General features: G+C 64.4%; 14 protein-coding genes. 7 read left to right on the top strand and 7 right to left on the bottom strand.

Annotated elements, in window-relative coordinates:
- Window positions 1-64: 64 nt before the first annotated feature.
- Window positions 65-322, bottom strand: coding sequence for an acyl-CoA-binding protein (locus Mschef_RS09980; RefSeq protein WP_081128048.1), 258 nt, complete (start codon window positions 320-322; stop codon window positions 65-67).
- A gap of 260 nt (window positions 323-582) precedes the next feature.
- Here Mschef_RS09980 and Mschef_RS09975 point away from each other — a divergent pair, with 260 nt between their 5' ends.
- Window positions 583-921: a PilZ domain-containing protein gene (locus tag Mschef_RS09975; RefSeq protein ID WP_081128047.1), complete on the top strand. Its 339-nt coding sequence runs from the start codon at window positions 583-585 to the stop codon at window positions 919-921.
- Between the two features lie 43 nt (window positions 922-964).
- Here Mschef_RS09975 and Mschef_RS09970 read toward each other — a convergent pair whose 3' ends face one another.
- Window positions 965-2,641 (bottom strand): AMP-binding protein, encoded by a 1,677-nt coding sequence (locus tag Mschef_RS09970; protein ID WP_081128046.1) that lies wholly within the window; start codon window positions 2,639-2,641, stop codon window positions 965-967.
- A 254-nt stretch (window positions 2,642-2,895) separates the two neighbouring features.
- Here Mschef_RS09970 and Mschef_RS09965 point away from each other — a divergent pair, with 254 nt between their 5' ends.
- Together Mschef_RS09965 and Mschef_RS09960 are read left to right on the top strand one after the other, a co-directional pair.
- Entirely contained in the window at window positions 2,896-4,458 is a 1,563-nt protein-coding gene (locus tag Mschef_RS09965) for a S10 family peptidase (protein WP_242426509.1), read from the top strand.
- 90 nt (window positions 4,459-4,548) lie between these two features.
- On the top strand, window positions 4,549-5,424 hold the full coding sequence (locus tag Mschef_RS09960; protein WP_168708945.1) for a sulfotransferase family protein: 876 nt from the start codon (window positions 4,549-4,551) through the stop codon (window positions 5,422-5,424).
- 171 nt (window positions 5,425-5,595) lie between these two features.
- Here Mschef_RS09960 and acnA read toward each other — a convergent pair whose 3' ends face one another.
- Window positions 5,596-8,343, bottom strand: coding sequence for an aconitate hydratase AcnA (gene acnA / locus Mschef_RS09955; protein WP_081128044.1), 2,748 nt, complete (start codon window positions 8,341-8,343; stop codon window positions 5,596-5,598).
- Between the two features lie 205 nt (window positions 8,344-8,548).
- On the opposite strand from acnA, the gene Mschef_RS09950 reads away from it, so the two are divergent.
- Entirely contained in the window at window positions 8,549-9,466 is a 918-nt protein-coding gene (locus Mschef_RS09950; RefSeq protein WP_081128043.1) for a LysR family transcriptional regulator, read from the top strand.
- Between the two features lie 43 nt (window positions 9,467-9,509).
- Here Mschef_RS09950 and hflD read toward each other — a convergent pair whose 3' ends face one another.
- The 3 genes from hflD to Mschef_RS09935 are packed head-to-tail and all read right to left on the bottom strand — an operon-like array spanning window position 9,510 to window position 11,776.
- On the bottom strand, window positions 9,510-10,148 hold the full coding sequence (gene hflD, locus Mschef_RS09945) for a high frequency lysogenization protein HflD (RefSeq protein WP_081128042.1): 639 nt from the start codon (window positions 10,146-10,148) through the stop codon (window positions 9,510-9,512).
- A 10-nt stretch (window positions 10,149-10,158) separates the two neighbouring features.
- Complete coding sequence (mnmA, locus tag Mschef_RS09940; RefSeq protein ID WP_081128040.1) at window positions 10,159-11,289, bottom strand: tRNA 2-thiouridine(34) synthase MnmA; 1,131 nt, start codon at window positions 11,287-11,289, stop codon at window positions 10,159-10,161.
- 1 nt (window position 11,290) lies between these two features.
- The gene (locus Mschef_RS09935) at window positions 11,291-11,776 is read right to left on the bottom strand and encodes an NUDIX hydrolase (protein ID WP_081129950.1); all 486 of its coding nucleotides are present in this window, start codon (window positions 11,774-11,776) and stop codon (window positions 11,291-11,293) included.
- Window positions 11,777-11,874: 98 nt separating this feature from the next.
- Here Mschef_RS09935 and clpS point away from each other — a divergent pair, with 98 nt between their 5' ends.
- A complete protein-coding gene (gene clpS, locus Mschef_RS09930; RefSeq protein ID WP_081129949.1) occupies window positions 11,875-12,201 on the top strand; it encodes an ATP-dependent Clp protease adapter ClpS in 327 nt (108 codons plus the stop codon).
- Window positions 12,202-12,241: 40 nt separating this feature from the next.
- Window positions 12,242-14,512 carry an ATP-dependent Clp protease ATP-binding subunit ClpA gene (clpA, locus tag Mschef_RS09925; protein ID WP_081128038.1) on the top strand — a complete coding sequence of 757 codons (2,271 nt, stop codon included), beginning with the start codon at window positions 12,242-12,244 and terminating at the stop codon, window positions 14,510-14,512.
- Between the two features lie 14 nt (window positions 14,513-14,526).
- Here clpA and infA read toward each other — a convergent pair whose 3' ends face one another.
- Entirely contained in the window at window positions 14,527-14,745 is a 219-nt protein-coding gene (infA, locus tag Mschef_RS09920; protein WP_081128036.1) for a translation initiation factor IF-1, read from the bottom strand.
- A 421-nt stretch (window positions 14,746-15,166) separates the two neighbouring features.
- Between infA and Mschef_RS09915 the strand changes: the two genes are divergently transcribed.
- Window positions 15,167-16,150: a tyrosine-type recombinase/integrase gene (locus Mschef_RS09915; protein ID WP_081128032.1), complete on the top strand. Its 984-nt coding sequence runs from the start codon at window positions 15,167-15,169 to the stop codon at window positions 16,148-16,150.
- Window positions 16,151-16,154: the final 4 nt, after the last annotated feature.

Here is a 16,154-nt window from a genome sequence, read left to right as displayed (position 1 = left end):
TGCGGACAACCGAGTTGCATGTGCATGGCGGAATTCGGTGGACGCAGGTGGGCGCAACGTCTGCTCAGGCGCCCAGGCTGTGCACCAGTTCGATGTACTTGCTCTGTGCCGCATCGCGCGCGGTGCCCTTGAGCTTGGCCCAGGCTTCGTACTTGGCGGTGCCGACGAAATCAAAAAAGCCCGGCTTGGGGCCATCGACATCGCCCACGGAGCCCTGCTTGTACAGCGCATAGAGCTTCAGCAGCGTGTCGTTGTCGGGACGCTCACCCAGCTTTTTGATGGCCTCGCTGGCGGCGAGAAATTGTTGTTCGAGATCAGCCATGGCGGGCGTCGACAGAATAGGTGGCAGGGCTTGTAGCACGCACCCCGCAGGGGGTCAACGCGCGTTGCACTAGCGGCGCCACATCATCCGTGTCGCGCCGGGATACCTGATGCGTGCAAACGACCTATTGCGTCAGTCGGGTGACGCCGACGGACGCCCCGCGCACTGTTCGGCCAGCATTTTTGCGGTCTGCGGGGTTGGCCTGAATCCTGCTTGGATGTTTGCGTACCCGGCGCAAGGGGCCGGAACCGGACACCAGCATGAGTGCACAGAACCTTTATCGTCACGCCCGCCTGCATGTGGTCAGCGCGGTACTGCTCAGCCGCGGCGCCGAGAGTGCGCAGAGCGAAATGGTCGACATTTCCGCAACGGGTCTGTGCGTGCAGCGCCCGCAGCAGTGGCAAGGTGGCCGTGGACAGTTGTGGACGCTGGATCTGCTGCTGGAAGGCGATGCGCACATCAATCTGGAGGCTACTTGCGTGCGCGAGACCGAGCACAAGCTGTGCTTCGAGTTCACGCGCATACCCGAGGATCGGCAGATCCCGCTGTGGGACCTGCTCGGCGGCTATGCGGATCGCGTGGAGGCTTTCAATACCTGAGTTTTTCAACGACTGAGTTTGCCGGGGTCGTTGCGTCGCAGCCTCAACTCCCGGGACTGGCGCGCAGTTCGCGACGCAGGATCTTGCCGACGTTGGTCTTGGGCAGGCTGTCGCGGAACTCGACGATGTGCGGGCGCTTGTAACCGGTGAGGTTGGCTTTCGCATAATCGCGTACCTCGGCCTCGGTCAGCGCGGGGTTCTTGCGCACCACGAACAGCTTTACCGCTTCACCGGATTTATCGTCGGGTACGCCGATGGCGGCCACTTCGAGCACGCCGGGGCAGGCGGCCATGACGTCTTCGACTTCATTGGGGTACACATTGAAGCCGGATACGAGAATCATGTCTTTCTTGCGATCGACGATGTAGAAAAACCCGTTGCTGTCCATGCGCGCGATGTCGCCGGTGTGCAGCCAGCCGCCGCTGTCCATGACCTTGGCGGTTTCGTCGGCACGGTTCCAGTAGCCCTGCATCACCTGCGGACCCTTGACGCACAATTCACCGATCTCACCGGTGGCCAGCAACGTGCCGCTGTCGTCCTGCACGCAGACCTCGGTGGAAGGCACCGGCAGGCCGATCGAGCCGTTGTAGGCGGCCAGGTCCAGCGGGTTGATGCACACCGCTGGGCTGGTCTCGGTGAGGCCGTAAGCTTCCACCAGCGTGCAGCCGGTCACCTGCTTCCAGCGTTCGGCCACGGCACGCTGCACCGCCATGCCGCCACCGAGGGTCATGCGCAGGTGCGAAAAATCCAGATCGTTGAAGCCGGGCGTGTTGAGCAGGCCATTGAACAAGGTATTGACGCCGGTTATCGCGGTGAAGCGCAATTGGCGCAGTTCCTTGACGAAGCCCGGCATGTCGCGCGGATTGGTGATCAGATAGGCATAACCGCCGGTTTTCAGGAAAGTGAAGCAATTGGCCGTGAGCGAAAAGATGTGATACAGCGGCAGCGCGGTGACGATGACTTCCTCGCCCTCGTGCAGCACCGACTGGATCCAGGTCGAGGCCTGCAACATGTTGGCGACCATGTTGCCGTGGCTGAGCATCGCGCCCTTGGCCACGCCGGTAGTCCCGCCGGTGTATTGCAGGAACGCCAGATCGTCGTGGCCCAGCGCCACCTGCGGGCGTGCCTGACCCGCGCCCAGCACCAGCGCCTGATGCAGGCTGACGGCTCCGGGCAATTGCCAGGGCGGCACCATTTTCCTGACATGACGCACTGCGAAGTTGATCAGCGCGCCCTTGAGTGTGCCCAGCATCTCGCCCAGGCTGGTCACCACCACGTGACGTACGTCGGTATGCGTGATCACGCCCTGCAGCACGCCGGCGAAGTTCTCCAGCACCACGATGGCCTTGGCGCCGGAATCCTTGAGCTGGTGCTCCAGTTCGCGCGCGGTGTATAGCGGATTGGTGTTGACCACGACCAGTCCGGCGCGCAGTGCACCGAACAGGACGATCGGGTACTGCAGGATGTTGGGCAGCATGATCGCGATGCGATCGCCCTTGGCCAGACCCAAGGTGCCGCCCAGATACGCTGCGAACTGCGCACTGAGGCGATCGATCTCCGCATAGCTCAGGACATGACCGTAATTGCCATAGGCCGGGCGCTGGGCGAAGCGCAGGCAGGCCTCGTCAATGACTGAAACGACCGAGGCGTAACGGTTCAGGTCGATTTCGGCAGGGACATTTTTCGGGTAGTGCGCAAGCCAGGGACGCTCAACGCCCATGTGTTGACCTCATCGACCGTCAGATGGAGCGTGCACCCTGCGCGCACGTAGGGTCCGGATTGCAACATAGCCCCCGCGGCCCAGCAAGATGCGCTGCAATGCCGCGTTGCCATCATCGGGGCCGTCTGTCCTGGCTATGGCTGGGCGCCGGCCACCCATGACTAATGGCAGGGATACGGAACCGTAGCCTGGAAGACTGCTCTAATGCTTCGCTCGCGCCATTCAGCGCCTGTTACCAATCCCGGGAGAACGCCTTGAAACTGCAACGCAAGATACTGCCCATGCTGCTGGCCGCAGCTCTGTTGCCCATGGGCGCGTATGCCGCCGACGCCGCCCATGCCGAGCCCGCCAAGACCGCAGCTGCCGCAACGCTGCCGCAGCAGCGCGAGGTCGTGACCCACGGCAGCGTGCGCATCGGCAATGAGGACGTGCGCTACACCGCCACCGCAGGAACCATCATCCTGCGCGATGACAAGAATGAACCGGTGGCGACCATGTTCTACGTGGCCTACACCAAGGACGGCGTACGCAATGAGGCCAGGCGCCCGATCACGTTTCTGTACAACGGCGGACCCGGATCTTCTTCGATCTGGCTGCACATGGGCGGTCTGGGTCCGATGAAAGTCGCGCTCAACAATGCAGGTGCCACGCCGCCCGCACCGTATGCCATCGTGCCCAACCACGACAGCCTGCTCAATGACAGCGATCTGGTGTTCATCGACGCGATCGGCACCGGTTACAGCCATGTGGTCGGCAAGGGCACCGACAAGATGTTCTGGGGCGTGGATCAGGATGTGAAATCCTTCAGCCAGTTCATCCAGCGCTATCTGACCCAGTTCAATCGCTGGAATTCGCCCAAGTTCCTGCTTGGCGAAAGCTACGGCACCACGCGCTCGGCAGCGCTGGTGGAGTATCTGCAGGATCAGGGCATCAGCATGAACGGCGTGGTGCTGCAGTCGTCCATCCTCAACTACGGCTTGCTGATGCCGGGGTCGGACACGAAATACGAGTTGTACCTGCCAACCTACACCGCGCTGGCTTGGTACCACCACAAGCTGCCGGGCAATCCGGGCACCGATTTGCCGGCGCTGCTGGCCAAGGTGCAGCAGTTCGCGCTGGGCGAGTATGCGCACGCGCTGGCGCAGGGTGAAAACCTTCCTGTCGCCGAGCGCGACGCGGTGGCTGTCAAGCTGCACGAGTACACCGGGTTGCCGCTGGAGTACATCAAGCGCGCCAACCTGCGCATCGAGGCCAGCAATTTCCGCAAGGAGCTGATGCTGCCCGAGCGCGAGAGCATCGGCCGCTACGACGGACGCTACGCCGGACTGGATATCAACGCGATCGGCTCCACGCCGGATTTCGACCCGTCCGACCAGTTCGTCTCGCCGGGCTTCACCACGGCCTTCAACTGGTATTTGGGCAACGTGCTGAAGTACCACTCCGAACGCCCGTACAAGGTGATGAACGACAAGGTCATCGGCGAATGGGACTGGCACCATGCCGTGCCGGGCTCGGGCTGGAAACTGCCGCTGCCCTATGTGGCGGGTGATCTCGGCGCGGCGCTGCGCAAGAACCCGTACCTGCGCGTGATGTCGGCTAATGGCTATTTCGACCTGGCCACGCCATTCTTCGCCACCGAGTATGACCTCGACCACATGATGCTCGAGCCGCAGTTGCGCAGCCATGTCGAGTTCACCTTTTACGACTCGGGTCACATGATTTACCTCAATCCGCAGGCACTGGCCGCCTATCACGCGGACCTCAATCGGTTCTACAGCAGCACGCTCGCGGTTGACGCTGCCGGCGACAAGCAGTAATAAAGCCACTGACCGCGCGGGTGTGATGCCCGCGCGGTCAACCCTGATGAGCGGACCGCGTTATCCAGGAGGGGGCTTCTGGAGTTGGCAGTGAAACGAATTTTTGTTGTGGGCTGTCCGCGTTCGGGTACCACCGTGGTGCAGGCGCTGATCGCACGTCACCCCGATGTATATACCTTGCCCGAAACAGGGTTCTTCGAAGCCCTGTACGGCGGCACCCAGGCGCGCTGGGGCGATCCCTACGCGCGCGACGGACGGCGCTGGTATCACCGCCGACTGCATCTGGCGCAATCGCGTGGTCGTCGGCGCCTGCGCGAACTCGAGCACGGCGCCGGCCTGAGCCGGCGTCCGCCGGTCCCATGGCGCGATGGCGCATGCATCCGGCGTTTCGTGCACATGCTTGATCGCGCTGCGACGCGCGCCGAGTGCAGCGCGTGGATCGAAAAAACCCCGCAGCACCTGCTGTATCTCGACGAGATTGCGGCTGCAGTGCCCGATGCGTGCTTCGTGCATGTGATTCGCGCTGGCCGCGACGTGCTGGCCTCGATCGCCGATGCCGATCTGCACCAGCCGTGGCCGGATTTCACCGGCGGCGTGGTCACCTGGGCACGGCGCTGGAACCACGCATTGGGCTTGTCGCTGGCCCGTCAGGATGACCCGCGGCATTTCCTGCTGTGCCTGGAAGACCTGACCCGCGACTTCGACGGCACATGGCATGCGCTGCGTGGGTTTCTCGATCTTGCGGCCGATCGCACCTTGCTGGCGCGGCCCGGCAGTCGCGTCAGCAGCGTCGATCACGAACCATGGCGCAAGCGCGAGACCACGGGGCGAATCAGTACACCCGAGCGCAAATACGAGCGCCTGTTCGGACCCGAAACCCGCGCCTGGATCGAAACCGCGCTGTGTGACTATGCCAGCGCGCGGCGTCAGATCAGCGCGGCCTGCGCGCAGTCCCGCTCGGGTTGATGCATGTGCCGGCGCGGGCAGTCCGGCGTCGTCCAGACACGGTAGTCATCAGTTGGATGACGCCGCGGGCGGTGCGCAGACCCGCTGCGCGCCGCAAGGCATGCACCCGTGCTCGTTGCCGGGCACATCCCTGTGCCGCGGCCATGCAACCAGGGCCTTGTCAGCGCGAACTCAGGCCGCCTTGCGTGCGGCCAGTTGGCGCAGCACGTAGGGCAGGATGCCCCCATGGCGATAGAACTCGCGTTCCTTGGGGGTGAGTAGCATGACCTGCACCTGGAAGCGCTTTTCGCCGCCATCGCCCTGCGCGATGACCGTGGCCTCGCACGCTTCGGGCGCATCGAATCCGACGATGGCGAAACTCTCGCGACCCGTCAGACCATGCGCCTGCGCGCTTTCACCGGGCAGGAACTGCAGCGGCAGCACGCCCATGCCGACCAGGTTGGAGCGATGGATGCGCTCGAAGCTTTCCGCGATCACCGCCTTCACGCCCAGCAGCAACGTGCCCTTGGCAGCCCAGTCGCGCGAGGAGCCAGTGCCGTATTCCTTGCCGGCAAGCACGATGAGTGGCGTTTTCTCGACCTGGTAGCGCATGGCCGCGTCGTAGATCGCCATCTGCTTGCCACTGGGCACGTGCAGGGTATAGCCGCCCTCCACGCCATCCAGCATCAGGTTCCTGATGCGGATATTGGCAAAGGTGCCGCGCACCATGACATCGTCGTTGCCGCGGCGCGACCCGTAGGAATTGAAGTCCCTAGGCTGCACGCCGTGTTCGATGAGGTAGCGTCCGGCCGGGGAATCCTGCTTGATGTTGCCGGCCGGTGAAATGTGATCGGTGGTGATGGAATCGCCGAACAGGCCCAAGCAGCGCGCGCCCTGGATGGTGGCCATCGCGGCGGGCTGCATGCGAATGCCGGCGAAATAAGGCGGATTCTTGATGTAGGTGGAATCACCCCAGCGGTACAGCTCGCCCACGGGCGCGTCGATGCTGTTCCAGCGGCTGTCGCCGGCGAACACGTTGGCGTAGCTGTGGGTGAACATCTGCGGGTCGATGGTGCTGGCGATCAGATCGGAAATTTCCTGGTTGCTCGGCCAAATGTCTTTCAGATACACCGGTCGGCCATCACTGCCCGTGCCCAGCGGGTCATGGGCAAGGTCGATGTCGAGCGAGCCCGCCAGGGCATAGGCCACGACCAGCGGCGGCGAGGCGAGATAGTTGAGCTTGACCTCCGGGTGCACGCGGCCCTCGAAGTTGCGATTGCCCGAGAGCACCGCGCCTACCGCGAGATCGCCCGTGGCGATGGCTTTGCTGACCGCCGCCGGCAGCGGACCGGAGTTGCCGATGCAGGTGGTGCAGCCGTAGCCGACCAGATAAAAACCGAGCTTTTCCAGCTCGCCCAGCAGCGCCGCTTTCTTGAGGTAATCCGTCACCACCAGCGAGCCCGGTGCCAGCGAGGTCTTCACCCAGGGCTTGGCCTTGAGGCCGCGTGCGACGGCCTTCCTGGCGACCAGCCCCGCAGCCAGCATCACCGCCGGATTGGACGTATTGGTGCAGGACGTGATCGCGGCGATCACCACGGCGCCATCACCGAGGTCGAAGGTTTGCCCATTCATCTCGACACGCACGCTGCCCTCGGACAAGGCATTGGCGGCATTGCCGACCGCACTGTCACCGCCTTCATCGACAAATCGTGCGGCATCGCCATTGCGCGGCTTGCGTAGGGCCGCCAGTGGCTTGATGGCGGCGGCGGCGCTGGCCTTGACGTCCTCCAGCAAGACGCGGTCCTGCGGGCGCTTGGGACCCGCGAGCGCGGGCCGCACACTGGCCAAGTCCAGCTCCAACGTGGCGCTGAATTCGGCGTGAGGCGTGTGCGCGTCGTGCCACAGGCCCTGGGCCTTGGCATAGGCCTCGACCAGCGCGATCTGCGCGGCCTCGCGGCCGGTCAGGCGCAGATAATTCAGCACCTCGGCATCGATCGGAAAGATGCCGCATGTGGCGCCGTATTCTGGCGCCATGTTGGCGATGGTGGCGCGATCAGCAAGCGCCAAATGCGCCAAGCCATCGCCATAGAACTCGACGAACTTGCCGACCACGCCCAGCTTGCGCAGCATCTGCGTCACGGTCAACACCAGGTCAGTGGCGGTGGCGCCCTCGGGCAGCTTGCCGGTGAGCTTGAAGCCCACCACGTGCGGAATCAGCATGGACGAAGGTTGGCCCAGCATGGCCGCCTCGGCCTCGATGCCGCCCACGCCCCAACCCAGCACGCCCAGACCATTGACCATGGTGGTATGCGAGTCGGTGCCGAATACGGTGTCGGGATAGGCCCAGCGCGCACCGTCCTTGTCGGCGCTCATCACCACGCGCGCCAGGTGCTCCAGATTGACCTGATGCACGATTCCGGTGCGCGGCGGCACCACCTTGAAATTGTCCAGCGCCTTCTGCCCCCAGCGCAGGAAGCCATAGCGCTCGCCGTTGCGCTGGAACTCGATGGCGACGTTGTCCTCCAGCGCCCTGGCGGTGCCGAACTCGTCGACCTGCACCGAGTGGTCGATCACCAGTTCGGAAGGAATCAGCGGATTGATGCGCTTCGGATCGCCGCCCAGCACGCGCATGGCGTCGCGCATCGCGGCCAGGTCGACCACGCACGGAACGCCGGTGAAATCCTGCAGCACCACGCGCGCGGGCATGAAGGCGATCTCGGTCTCGGGTTCCTGTTTCGCGTTCCAGCGGGCGACGGCCTCGATTTCGCGCGCGCTGACATTCACGCCGTCCTCGTGGCGCAGCAGGTTCTCCAGCAGGATCTTCATCGAGTAGGGCAGGCGCTTGAGATCGAAATGCTGGCCCAGTCTGGCGAGGCTGGCGAAGGTATAACGCTGGCCCTGCACCTCGAGGGTGTCGCGCACGGCAAATGAGTCTTTCATGGGTCGAACTCCTTGGATTGGTGGCCGATATGGCTGCCCGATTCATGCTGGCTGCAGGCCGGGATCATGTCCCTGCGCGGGCGCCCGGTCAGTTGAGACAAGTCGCTCGCGGATGCGTTCGGCCGGGTGCGCCAACATCAACGGCAGCGGTTCATCCGCGCTAGCATGGGCCGGATGCGCACTCCATACAATCGCATTTCATGACATGCAGCATTCGATGATTTCGACCATGCTGGCCGCAGTGTCGCTGCGCGATCTGGCGCTGGTACAGGCAGTGCAGCGCGCCGGAAGCTTCAACAGCGCGGCGCGCGCCATGCACATCAGCCCGTCCGGCCTGTCGCATCAGGTGCAGAAAGTCGAGCAGGCCCTTGGTGCGCCCTTGTTCGAGCGCGGCGGACGGCGCGTGGTACCCACAGCGGGTGGCCAGCGCTTGCTGGCGCACATCGATACCCTGCTGGATGCCGCCGAGCACCTGCAGCAACTGGCGCGGGCCGGCGCCGTGGCCTTTGGTGGCGAACTGCGCCTGGGCGTGCCCGCCTCGTTGGGGCCATATCTGCTGCCGCATCTGATCGCGCCGTTCCCGCAGCATTTCCCTGGCGCGCGGCTGGGCCTGTCCGAGGGCAAGCCCAAGGGCTTGCTGCGACGTCTGCAGGAAGCCGAACTGGATGCCGTGCTGGCACCCGTCGCGCCAGCGCTCAGCGGGATCGCCATGCGACCGCTGTTTTTCGAGCCGTGGGAGCTGATGTTGCGCGCCGACCACCCGCTGGCCGGACGCCGCCAGATCGCGCTGACGCAGCTCGACCCCAGCACGGCCACACTGATGGCCGAGAGCCACGCCGACGTTGGGCAGGGCCACGTGCAAGACGTGAGCCTGGAAAGCCTGGCGGCGCTCACCACCTTGCGCGGCGGTTATGCGCTGGTGCCGGCGCTGGCGCACGAACGCCTCGCCTCGATGCCGGGCATCGTGCTGGCGCGGATCAAGGGTCAGGCGCCAGGTCGCGAGATCGCTCTGTATTGGCGCGAGTCTTCGCCCTGGCAGGCCGACGTGCTCCGCTTCGCGGCATTGCTGGCCAGGCTGGCGCAGCAGCGCCCATGCTTGCAGCTGATCAGCACCAAGGCCTGATCAGTCCAAATCGAAAATTTCCCGCGGTCAACATACGCGGTGCTCAGCCCTGGCCCAGCGTCGCGCGCGTCTGCAGCCCGCGCGCCAGCATCAGGATCTGCTTGCGCTGCAGGAGCAGGCGCCATTGCGTGCCACCGATCTGGCGCCACAGTACTGCTGCGCGTACCGCAGCCAGCAACGCGGCGCGGATGCGTTCGACCAGCGCCGGTTGATTGAGCATCTGTGCATTGCCGGTGACCAGCACGCGCGGGCGCAGGCTGCTGACGGTTTCGGCGTACAGGCCGGCCAGCCGTGCAATGACGCTGGCGTGATCGGGACTGCCGAAATGCTCGGCCTGGCGTTGCGCGTCGCGCAAGCCTTGCTGCAGGTGCTCGATACGCGGGCCATCTGCCATCAGGCGGCGTTCGATGCGCAGCACGGTCAGCGCCATGCGCGTGATCATGGCGTCAGCCTGGTCGCCTTCGATCTGGTTGACCAAAGTCTGCAACCCCAGGCGCACGTCACTGATGCTGCCGAATACTGCCAGCGTGTCGGGCGCATCGATGCGCAGCACGCTGGCCAGGCTGGCCGCGTAGGCAGTGTTGTCGGCCTGACCTTTGGTAGCCAGCGCGCGTACCAGCGCCAGCGCCTGAAACAGGCCAGCCAGGGCAAGGGTGCGTTCTTCCGGGCGATCGGCGGTCATTGCGGAGAACTCATCGCGGCATGCTCATCGGGTGGGATTCGGGCGGTGCGAGCAAACCGCCAAACACGGCGTCGCTGGCCTCAATGGTAGCGCCACCGAGGCAGACCTCGTCCTGGTAGAACACAACGGACTGCCCAGGCGCAGGCGCACGCTGCGGTTGCACGAAGTCCACGCGACAGCCCGCGGCATCGATTTGCACGCGGCAATCTTGCGCGGTCTGGCGGTAGCGGATTTGCGCCTGGCAGATGAACGTGTCGCCCGGCGCGCGGCCCGCGATCCAGGTTGGCGCCGAAGCGCACAGCGTGCGCGCGTCCAGCCATCGCGAGGCGTCATCCTGAGCGACGATCAGCGTATTGCTGGCGACGTCCTTGCCCACCACGTACCAGGCGCCTTCGCCCGCACCGCGCACGCCACCCAGCCCCATCCCGCCGCGCTGACCCAGAGTGAAATACAGGCTGCCTGGGTGCGTGCCGATGCGCTGCCCGGCGGTATCCAGAATGTCGCCCGGCTGTGCCGGCAGGTAGCGCGCCAGAAACCTGCGGAAATCGCGCTCGCCGATGAAGCAGATGCCGGTCGAATCCTTCTTGGCTTGCGTCGGCAGGGCATGCTCGCGCGCCAGTGCGCGCACCGCGGGCTTGTGCATCGCGCCCAGCGGAAACAGCGTGCGCGATAGCTCGTACTGGCCCAACTGGTGCAAGAAATAGCTCTGGTCCTTGGCCTGGTCCACGCCGCGCAGCAGCTCGAAGCCCCGCGCGGTTTCGCGCACGCGCGCGTAATGCCCGGTGGCGATGCGCTCGGCGCCCAGCGCCAGTGCGGCCTGCAGAAACACCTTGAACTTGATTTCGCGGTTGCACAGCACATCCGGATTGGGCGTGCGCCCACGCGCGTACTCGTCCAGAAAATGCCGGAATACTTCGCTCTGGTAATCGACCGAAAAATCACGCAGACGAAAGCGCAAGCCGAGATGGCCAGCCACGGTGACGGCGTCCTTGCGGTCGGTCTCGGCGTGACAGTGCGGGTCGTCGGCGTCCGCGCGCCAGTTGCGCATGAAAATGCACTCGACCACATGCCCGGCCTGTTGCAGCAATAGCGCGGCGACCGAGGAATCCACTCCGCCGGACAAACCCAGAGCTACACGCATCTCAGCCCCGTCCCGTGGCGCCCAGGCGCCCGATCGTTGCCAGCGGCAGGCGCTGGCCGCCCAGCCAGGCATCGATGCTGGAGAGCACCAGCGAGGTGCGCAGGCGCGGCGACTGGGCCGCGATCTCGGCGCGCGTCATCCATAACGCGCGCACGATGCCGGCATCCAGCAGCTGCGACGCATCGTGCCGCAGCGCCTCGGCAGCGAAGGCGAAGCGCAGCGTGACATCGCCGTGGCGCGGATTCAGCCACGGCATGACCCCGATGAAGTGCCGCGGCATTACCTGCCAGCCGGTTTCCTCCCGCGTTTCGCGCACCAGCGCATCGACGATCTCCTCGCCTGATTCCAGATGACCGGCCGGCTGATTCAGGCACAGCACGCCGCGGATGGTTTCCTCGACCATCAGGAACCGGTCGCCGCGCGCCACCACCGCGGCCACGGTAACGCGCGGTCGCCACACCGATTCCGCAAGGGGTTGCTGCACCATGTTTGCAATCTCTGGAAACGCCTTCATTGTGCCATTCACGCCGCTTTGTCGCATGCATCGCAGAGTATGATTTGCCTATGAAATCGAACGTTCGCGCGATGGCCGCAGACCCGCCTCCGGAATCCGAACACGAATACGGCGTGGCGCTGGAAACCGCCAAGCCGGAACTGCAGCGTCCGGCCATGTTCCAGGTGGTGCTGCTCAACGATGACTACACGCCGATGGAGTTCGTGGTCGAGGTGTTGCGCGTGTTCTTCGGCATGCAACAGGAGCGCGCGGTGCAGGTGATGCTGCATGTGCACCAGCGTGGCAAGGGCGTGTGCGGCGTATTCACGCGCGAAGTGGCCGAAACCAAGGTCAACCAGGTCAACGAGTACGCGCGGGCGCACCAGCATCCTTTACTTTGCGATATGGAAAAGCTCTAAGCTGGCTCCATATCGGCGACATCCAACAGAGGTCAATCCGATGTTCAGCAAGGATCTCGAACTCACCATAGGCCAGTGCTACAAGGATGCGCGCGAGCATCGTCATGAGTTCATGACGGTCGAACATTTGCTGCTGGCGCTGCTCGGCAACGCCGCCGCGAGCGGGGCGCTGCGCGCGTGTGGCGCCGATCTGCCCAAGCTCGAGCACGACCTGCGCGAGATCATCACGCAGACGGTGCCGGTGCTGCCCGTCGATGACGAGCGCGACACGCAGCCGACGCTGGGGTTCCAGCGCGTGCTGCAGCGCGCCGTGTACCACGTGCAATCCTCGGGTCGCAAGGAAGTCACCGGCGCCAACGTGCTGGTGGCGATTTTCGGCGAGAAGGACTCGCACGCCGTGTATTTCCTCAACCAGCAGGAGGTGAGCCGGCTGGACGTGGTCAACTACATCGCGCATGGCATCGCCAAGATGGAGCCGGATGCCTCGGGCAACAGCAGCCCTGGCGAGCGCGAGCAAGAAGAGGGCAGCGAGGGCAAATCCAATCCGCTCGGCGATTACGCGGTCAACCTCAACGAACTGGCGCGGCAAGGCAAGATCGATCCGCTGATCGGGCGCGCGGACGAGATCGAGCGCACCATCCACGTATTGTGCCGGCGGCGCAAGAACAATCCGCTGTATGTCGGCGAGGCTGGCGTCGGCAAGACCGCGCTGGCCGAGGGTCTGGCGCGGCGCATCGTCGAGGGCGAGGTGCCCGAGATCCTCAAGGACACCACGGTATGGGCGCTGGACCTGGGCGCGCTGGTGGCCGGCACCAAGTATCGTGGTGATTTTGAGAAGCGCCTGAAGGGCGTCATCGCGCAGTTGCGCAAGGATCCCAAGGCGATCCTGTTCATCGACGAAATCCATACCATCATCGGCGCCGGCTCAGCCTCGGGCGGCACCATGGACGCCTCCAACCTGATCAAGCCGGTGCTGGCTTCGGGCGAGCTGCGCTGCATCGGCTCGACCACGTTTCAGGAGTATCGCGGCATCTTCGAGAAGGACCGCGCGCTGGCACGGCGTTTCCAGAAGATCGACGTGCCCGAACCCTCCCTGGCGGAAAGCGTGGAAATCCTCATTGGCCTGAAGAGCCGTTTCGAGGCGCATCACAGCGTCGAATACACCGCCGAGGCGCTGCGTGCCGCGGTTGATCTGTCGGTGCGGCATCTGCCGGATCGCCTGCTGCCGGACAAGGCGATCGACGTCATCGACGAGGCCGGCGCGCGGCAACGACTGCTGCCGGTCGAAACGCGCAGCCAGCGCGTGGATGTGCCGGACATCGAGTACATCGTCGCGCGCATGGCGCGCATTCCGCAGAAGCAGGTTTCGGCATCCGATCGCGACGTGCTGCGCAACCTCGATCGCAACCTCAAGATGGTCGTGTTCGGCCAGGATGAGGCCATCGACACGCTGACCAGTGCCATCAAGATGGCGCGTTCGGGGCTGGGCGACCCGCAAAAACCCATCGGTTGTTTCCTGTTGGCCGGCCCGACCGGCGTGGGCAAGACCGAGGTCACGCGGCAACTCGCCATGCAGCTCGGCATCGAGCTGATCCGCTTTGACATGTCCGAGTACATGGAAGGTCACTCGGTCAGCCGCCTGATCGGCGCACCGCCTGGCTACGTGGGTTTCGATCAGGGCGGTCTGCTCACCGAAGCCGTGGTCAAGCATCCGCACAGCGTGTTGCTGCTGGATGAAATCGAGAAGGCGCACCCGGATGTATTCAACATCCTGCTGCAGGTGATGGACCGCGGCGCGCTGACCGATACCAATGGCCGCGAAGCCAATTTCAAGAACGTGATCGTGGTGATGACCACCAATGCCGGCGCCGCCCTGGCGGCGCGCCGCAGCATCGGTTTTGTCGAGCAGAACCACACCAGCGATGCCATGGAAGTCATCCGCCGCACCTTCACGCCCGAATTCCGCAACCGCCTGGATGCCATCGTGCAGTTCGGCGCGCTCGGCTTTGATCATGTGCTGCGCGTGGTCGACAAATTCCTGATCGAGCTCGAGGCCCAGCTCAACGAGAAGCGCGTCAGCCTCACTGTCGAGGCGGACGCGCGGCATTGGCTGGCCGAGCACGGTTTCGATGCGCAAATGGGCGCGCGGCCGATGGCGCGCGTGATCCAGGAACAGGTCAAGCGCCCGCTGGCTGATGAGCTGCTGTTCGGCAAACTGGCCACGGGAGGGCGTGTGACCCTGCGCGTGCGCGATGGCAAGCTGTACAGCGAAGTCGAGACCAGCGCGCAGACCCCGGTGACAGTTGAGTAACCGGCATTTGCTGCTTAGCGCACGCGATAAGTGATGCGTGCCTTGGTCAGGTCGTAGGGGGTCATTTCGACCTTGACCTTGTCGCCGGTGATGATGCGGATGTAGTTCTTGCGCATGCGCCCGGAAATATGCGCGATCACGATGTGACCGTTTTCCAGTTGCACGCGAAACATGGTGTTGGGCAGGGTTTCGGAAACCGTGCCCTCCATTTCGATGACGTCGTCTTTGGCCATTGCTCGGGGCTAACCGCGGCTCAGGGCCGCATCAACCATCAATTCTGCCACGTACAGGCGCCGCAGCGATAGTAAAAGCCTCTTCAAATGACCAATGAGTCCGCAGGAGGCGACATGATTCCAACGAAGCATGAGCCTGGACGGTTCGGTTCGGGGTCATCCCTGGAGGATGATCGTGGCCCTGAAGACACACGCGCTGACTTCACTCGGCTAGGTTCGCGGGAACGAAACGGGGTCAATTCCTGCCGAACCAACAAACAATTTATCCACGCGCCCCGCGTCCAGGCGTGATCTTTTTATGTTGGCGGCCCCGGCCCGATTCGAACGGGCGACCTTTCCCTTAGGAGGGGTAAATTACCCCTAGTAACGGCGCGGTTTTACGGGTATTTTGTGGTTTCCGTGTCCACTGCATGTCCAAGTCATGGCCTCGATCCAGCAGCTTCCGTCTGGCCTCTGGCGCGCGCGTGTACGGCGCCTGGGGCAGGGCACGCAGAGCAAGAGTTTCGCACTTAAACTCGATGCGGAGGCTTGGGCGCGCAAACTTGAGTCGGCGCAGGAGCGGGGTGTCTGGCGTGATAACAACGAAGCCGAGCGCACCACGTTGCGCGCGGCACTGGACAGGTACGAGCGCGAAGTGACTCCACGCAAGCGTGCGCAGGACAGCGAGCGTTCAAATCTGCGCATGCTTCGCGCAGAACGGATTGCCGGTCAGGCGCTGGCCCGGATCGGTTCGCAGGACGTTGCCGCGATGCGCGATGCGTGGCAAAGGGCAGGGCTGAAACCCGCCTCGATCAAGCGGCGCATGGTCACGCTGGCGCACGTGTTTGCGGTGGCCGCGCGCGAGTGGGGCTTAGTAGAGCTGGTGAACCCGGTGCGCACTGTGCGCCTGGAACCCGAGAACAACGCCCGTACGCGCCGCGTGAGCGAAGCCGAAATCGATGCCCTATGCGCGGCCACCGGCTCGGCGGCGCTCGCCTCCTTCATCCGGCTGGCCGTAGAGACGGCCATGCGTCGCGGTGAGCTGTGCGCGTTGCGCTGGGAAAACGTGGACCTCAAGGCGCGCACGGCGCATCTCCCGCATACGAAAAATGGCAGCGCGCGAGACGTGCCGTTGTCGAGCCGCGCCATCGCCGCGCTACGCGCGTTGCCACGCCGCATTGACGGGCAGGTGTTCGGGTTGCGACCGGATTCCGTCACGCAGGCGTTTGAGCGCGCCGCTGTCAGAGCGAGCATTGACAACGTGCGGTTCCACGATCTCCGCCACGAGGCCACCACGCGGCTCTCCGACAAGCTGCCCAACCTGCTCGAGCTGGCGGCCGTCACCGGCCACAAGGACCTGCGCATGCTCAAGCGCTACTACCATCCGCGCGCCGCCGACCTCGCGAAAAAACTCGACGCCGACTAACCGG

This window comes from Metallibacterium scheffleri (genome assembly GCF_002077135.1).
GTDB classification, from domain to species: domain Bacteria; phylum Pseudomonadota; class Gammaproteobacteria; order Xanthomonadales; family Rhodanobacteraceae; genus Metallibacterium; species Metallibacterium scheffleri.
This window is presented reverse-complemented; position numbering and strand designations above follow the sequence as displayed.

Excerpts from the sequence above, each read along its gene's own strand:
- Mschef_RS09980 (WP_081128048.1), bottom strand. The coding sequence starts at position 322 with ATGGCTGATCTCGAACAACAATTTCTCGCCGCCAGCGAGGCCATCAAA.
- Mschef_RS09975 (WP_081128047.1), top strand. The coding sequence starts at position 583 with ATGAGTGCACAGAACCTTTATCGTCACGCCCGCCTGCATGTGGTCAGC.
- Mschef_RS09970 (WP_081128046.1), bottom strand. The coding sequence starts at position 2,641 with ATGGGCGTTGAGCGTCCCTGGCTTGCGCACTACCCGAAAAATGTCCCT.
- acnA (WP_081128044.1), bottom strand. The coding sequence starts at position 8,343 with ATGAAAGACTCATTTGCCGTGCGCGACACCCTCGAGGTGCAGGGCCAG.
- Mschef_RS09950 (WP_081128043.1), top strand. The coding sequence starts at position 8,549 with ATGCAGCATTCGATGATTTCGACCATGCTGGCCGCAGTGTCGCTGCGC.
- hflD (WP_081128042.1), bottom strand. The coding sequence starts at position 10,148 with ATGACCGCCGATCGCCCGGAAGAACGCACCCTTGCCCTGGCTGGCCTG.
- mnmA (WP_081128040.1), bottom strand. The coding sequence starts at position 11,289 with ATGCGTGTAGCTCTGGGTTTGTCCGGCGGAGTGGATTCCTCGGTCGCC.
- Mschef_RS09935 (WP_081129950.1), bottom strand. The coding sequence starts at position 11,776 with ATGGTGCAGCAACCCCTTGCGGAATCGGTGTGGCGACCGCGCGTTACC.
- clpS (WP_081129949.1), top strand. The coding sequence starts at position 11,875 with ATGGCCGCAGACCCGCCTCCGGAATCCGAACACGAATACGGCGTGGCG.
- clpA (WP_081128038.1), top strand. The coding sequence starts at position 12,242 with ATGTTCAGCAAGGATCTCGAACTCACCATAGGCCAGTGCTACAAGGAT.
- infA (WP_081128036.1), bottom strand. The coding sequence starts at position 14,745 with ATGGCCAAAGACGACGTCATCGAAATGGAGGGCACGGTTTCCGAAACC.
- Mschef_RS09915 (WP_081128032.1), top strand. The coding sequence starts at position 15,167 with ATGGCCTCGATCCAGCAGCTTCCGTCTGGCCTCTGGCGCGCGCGTGTA.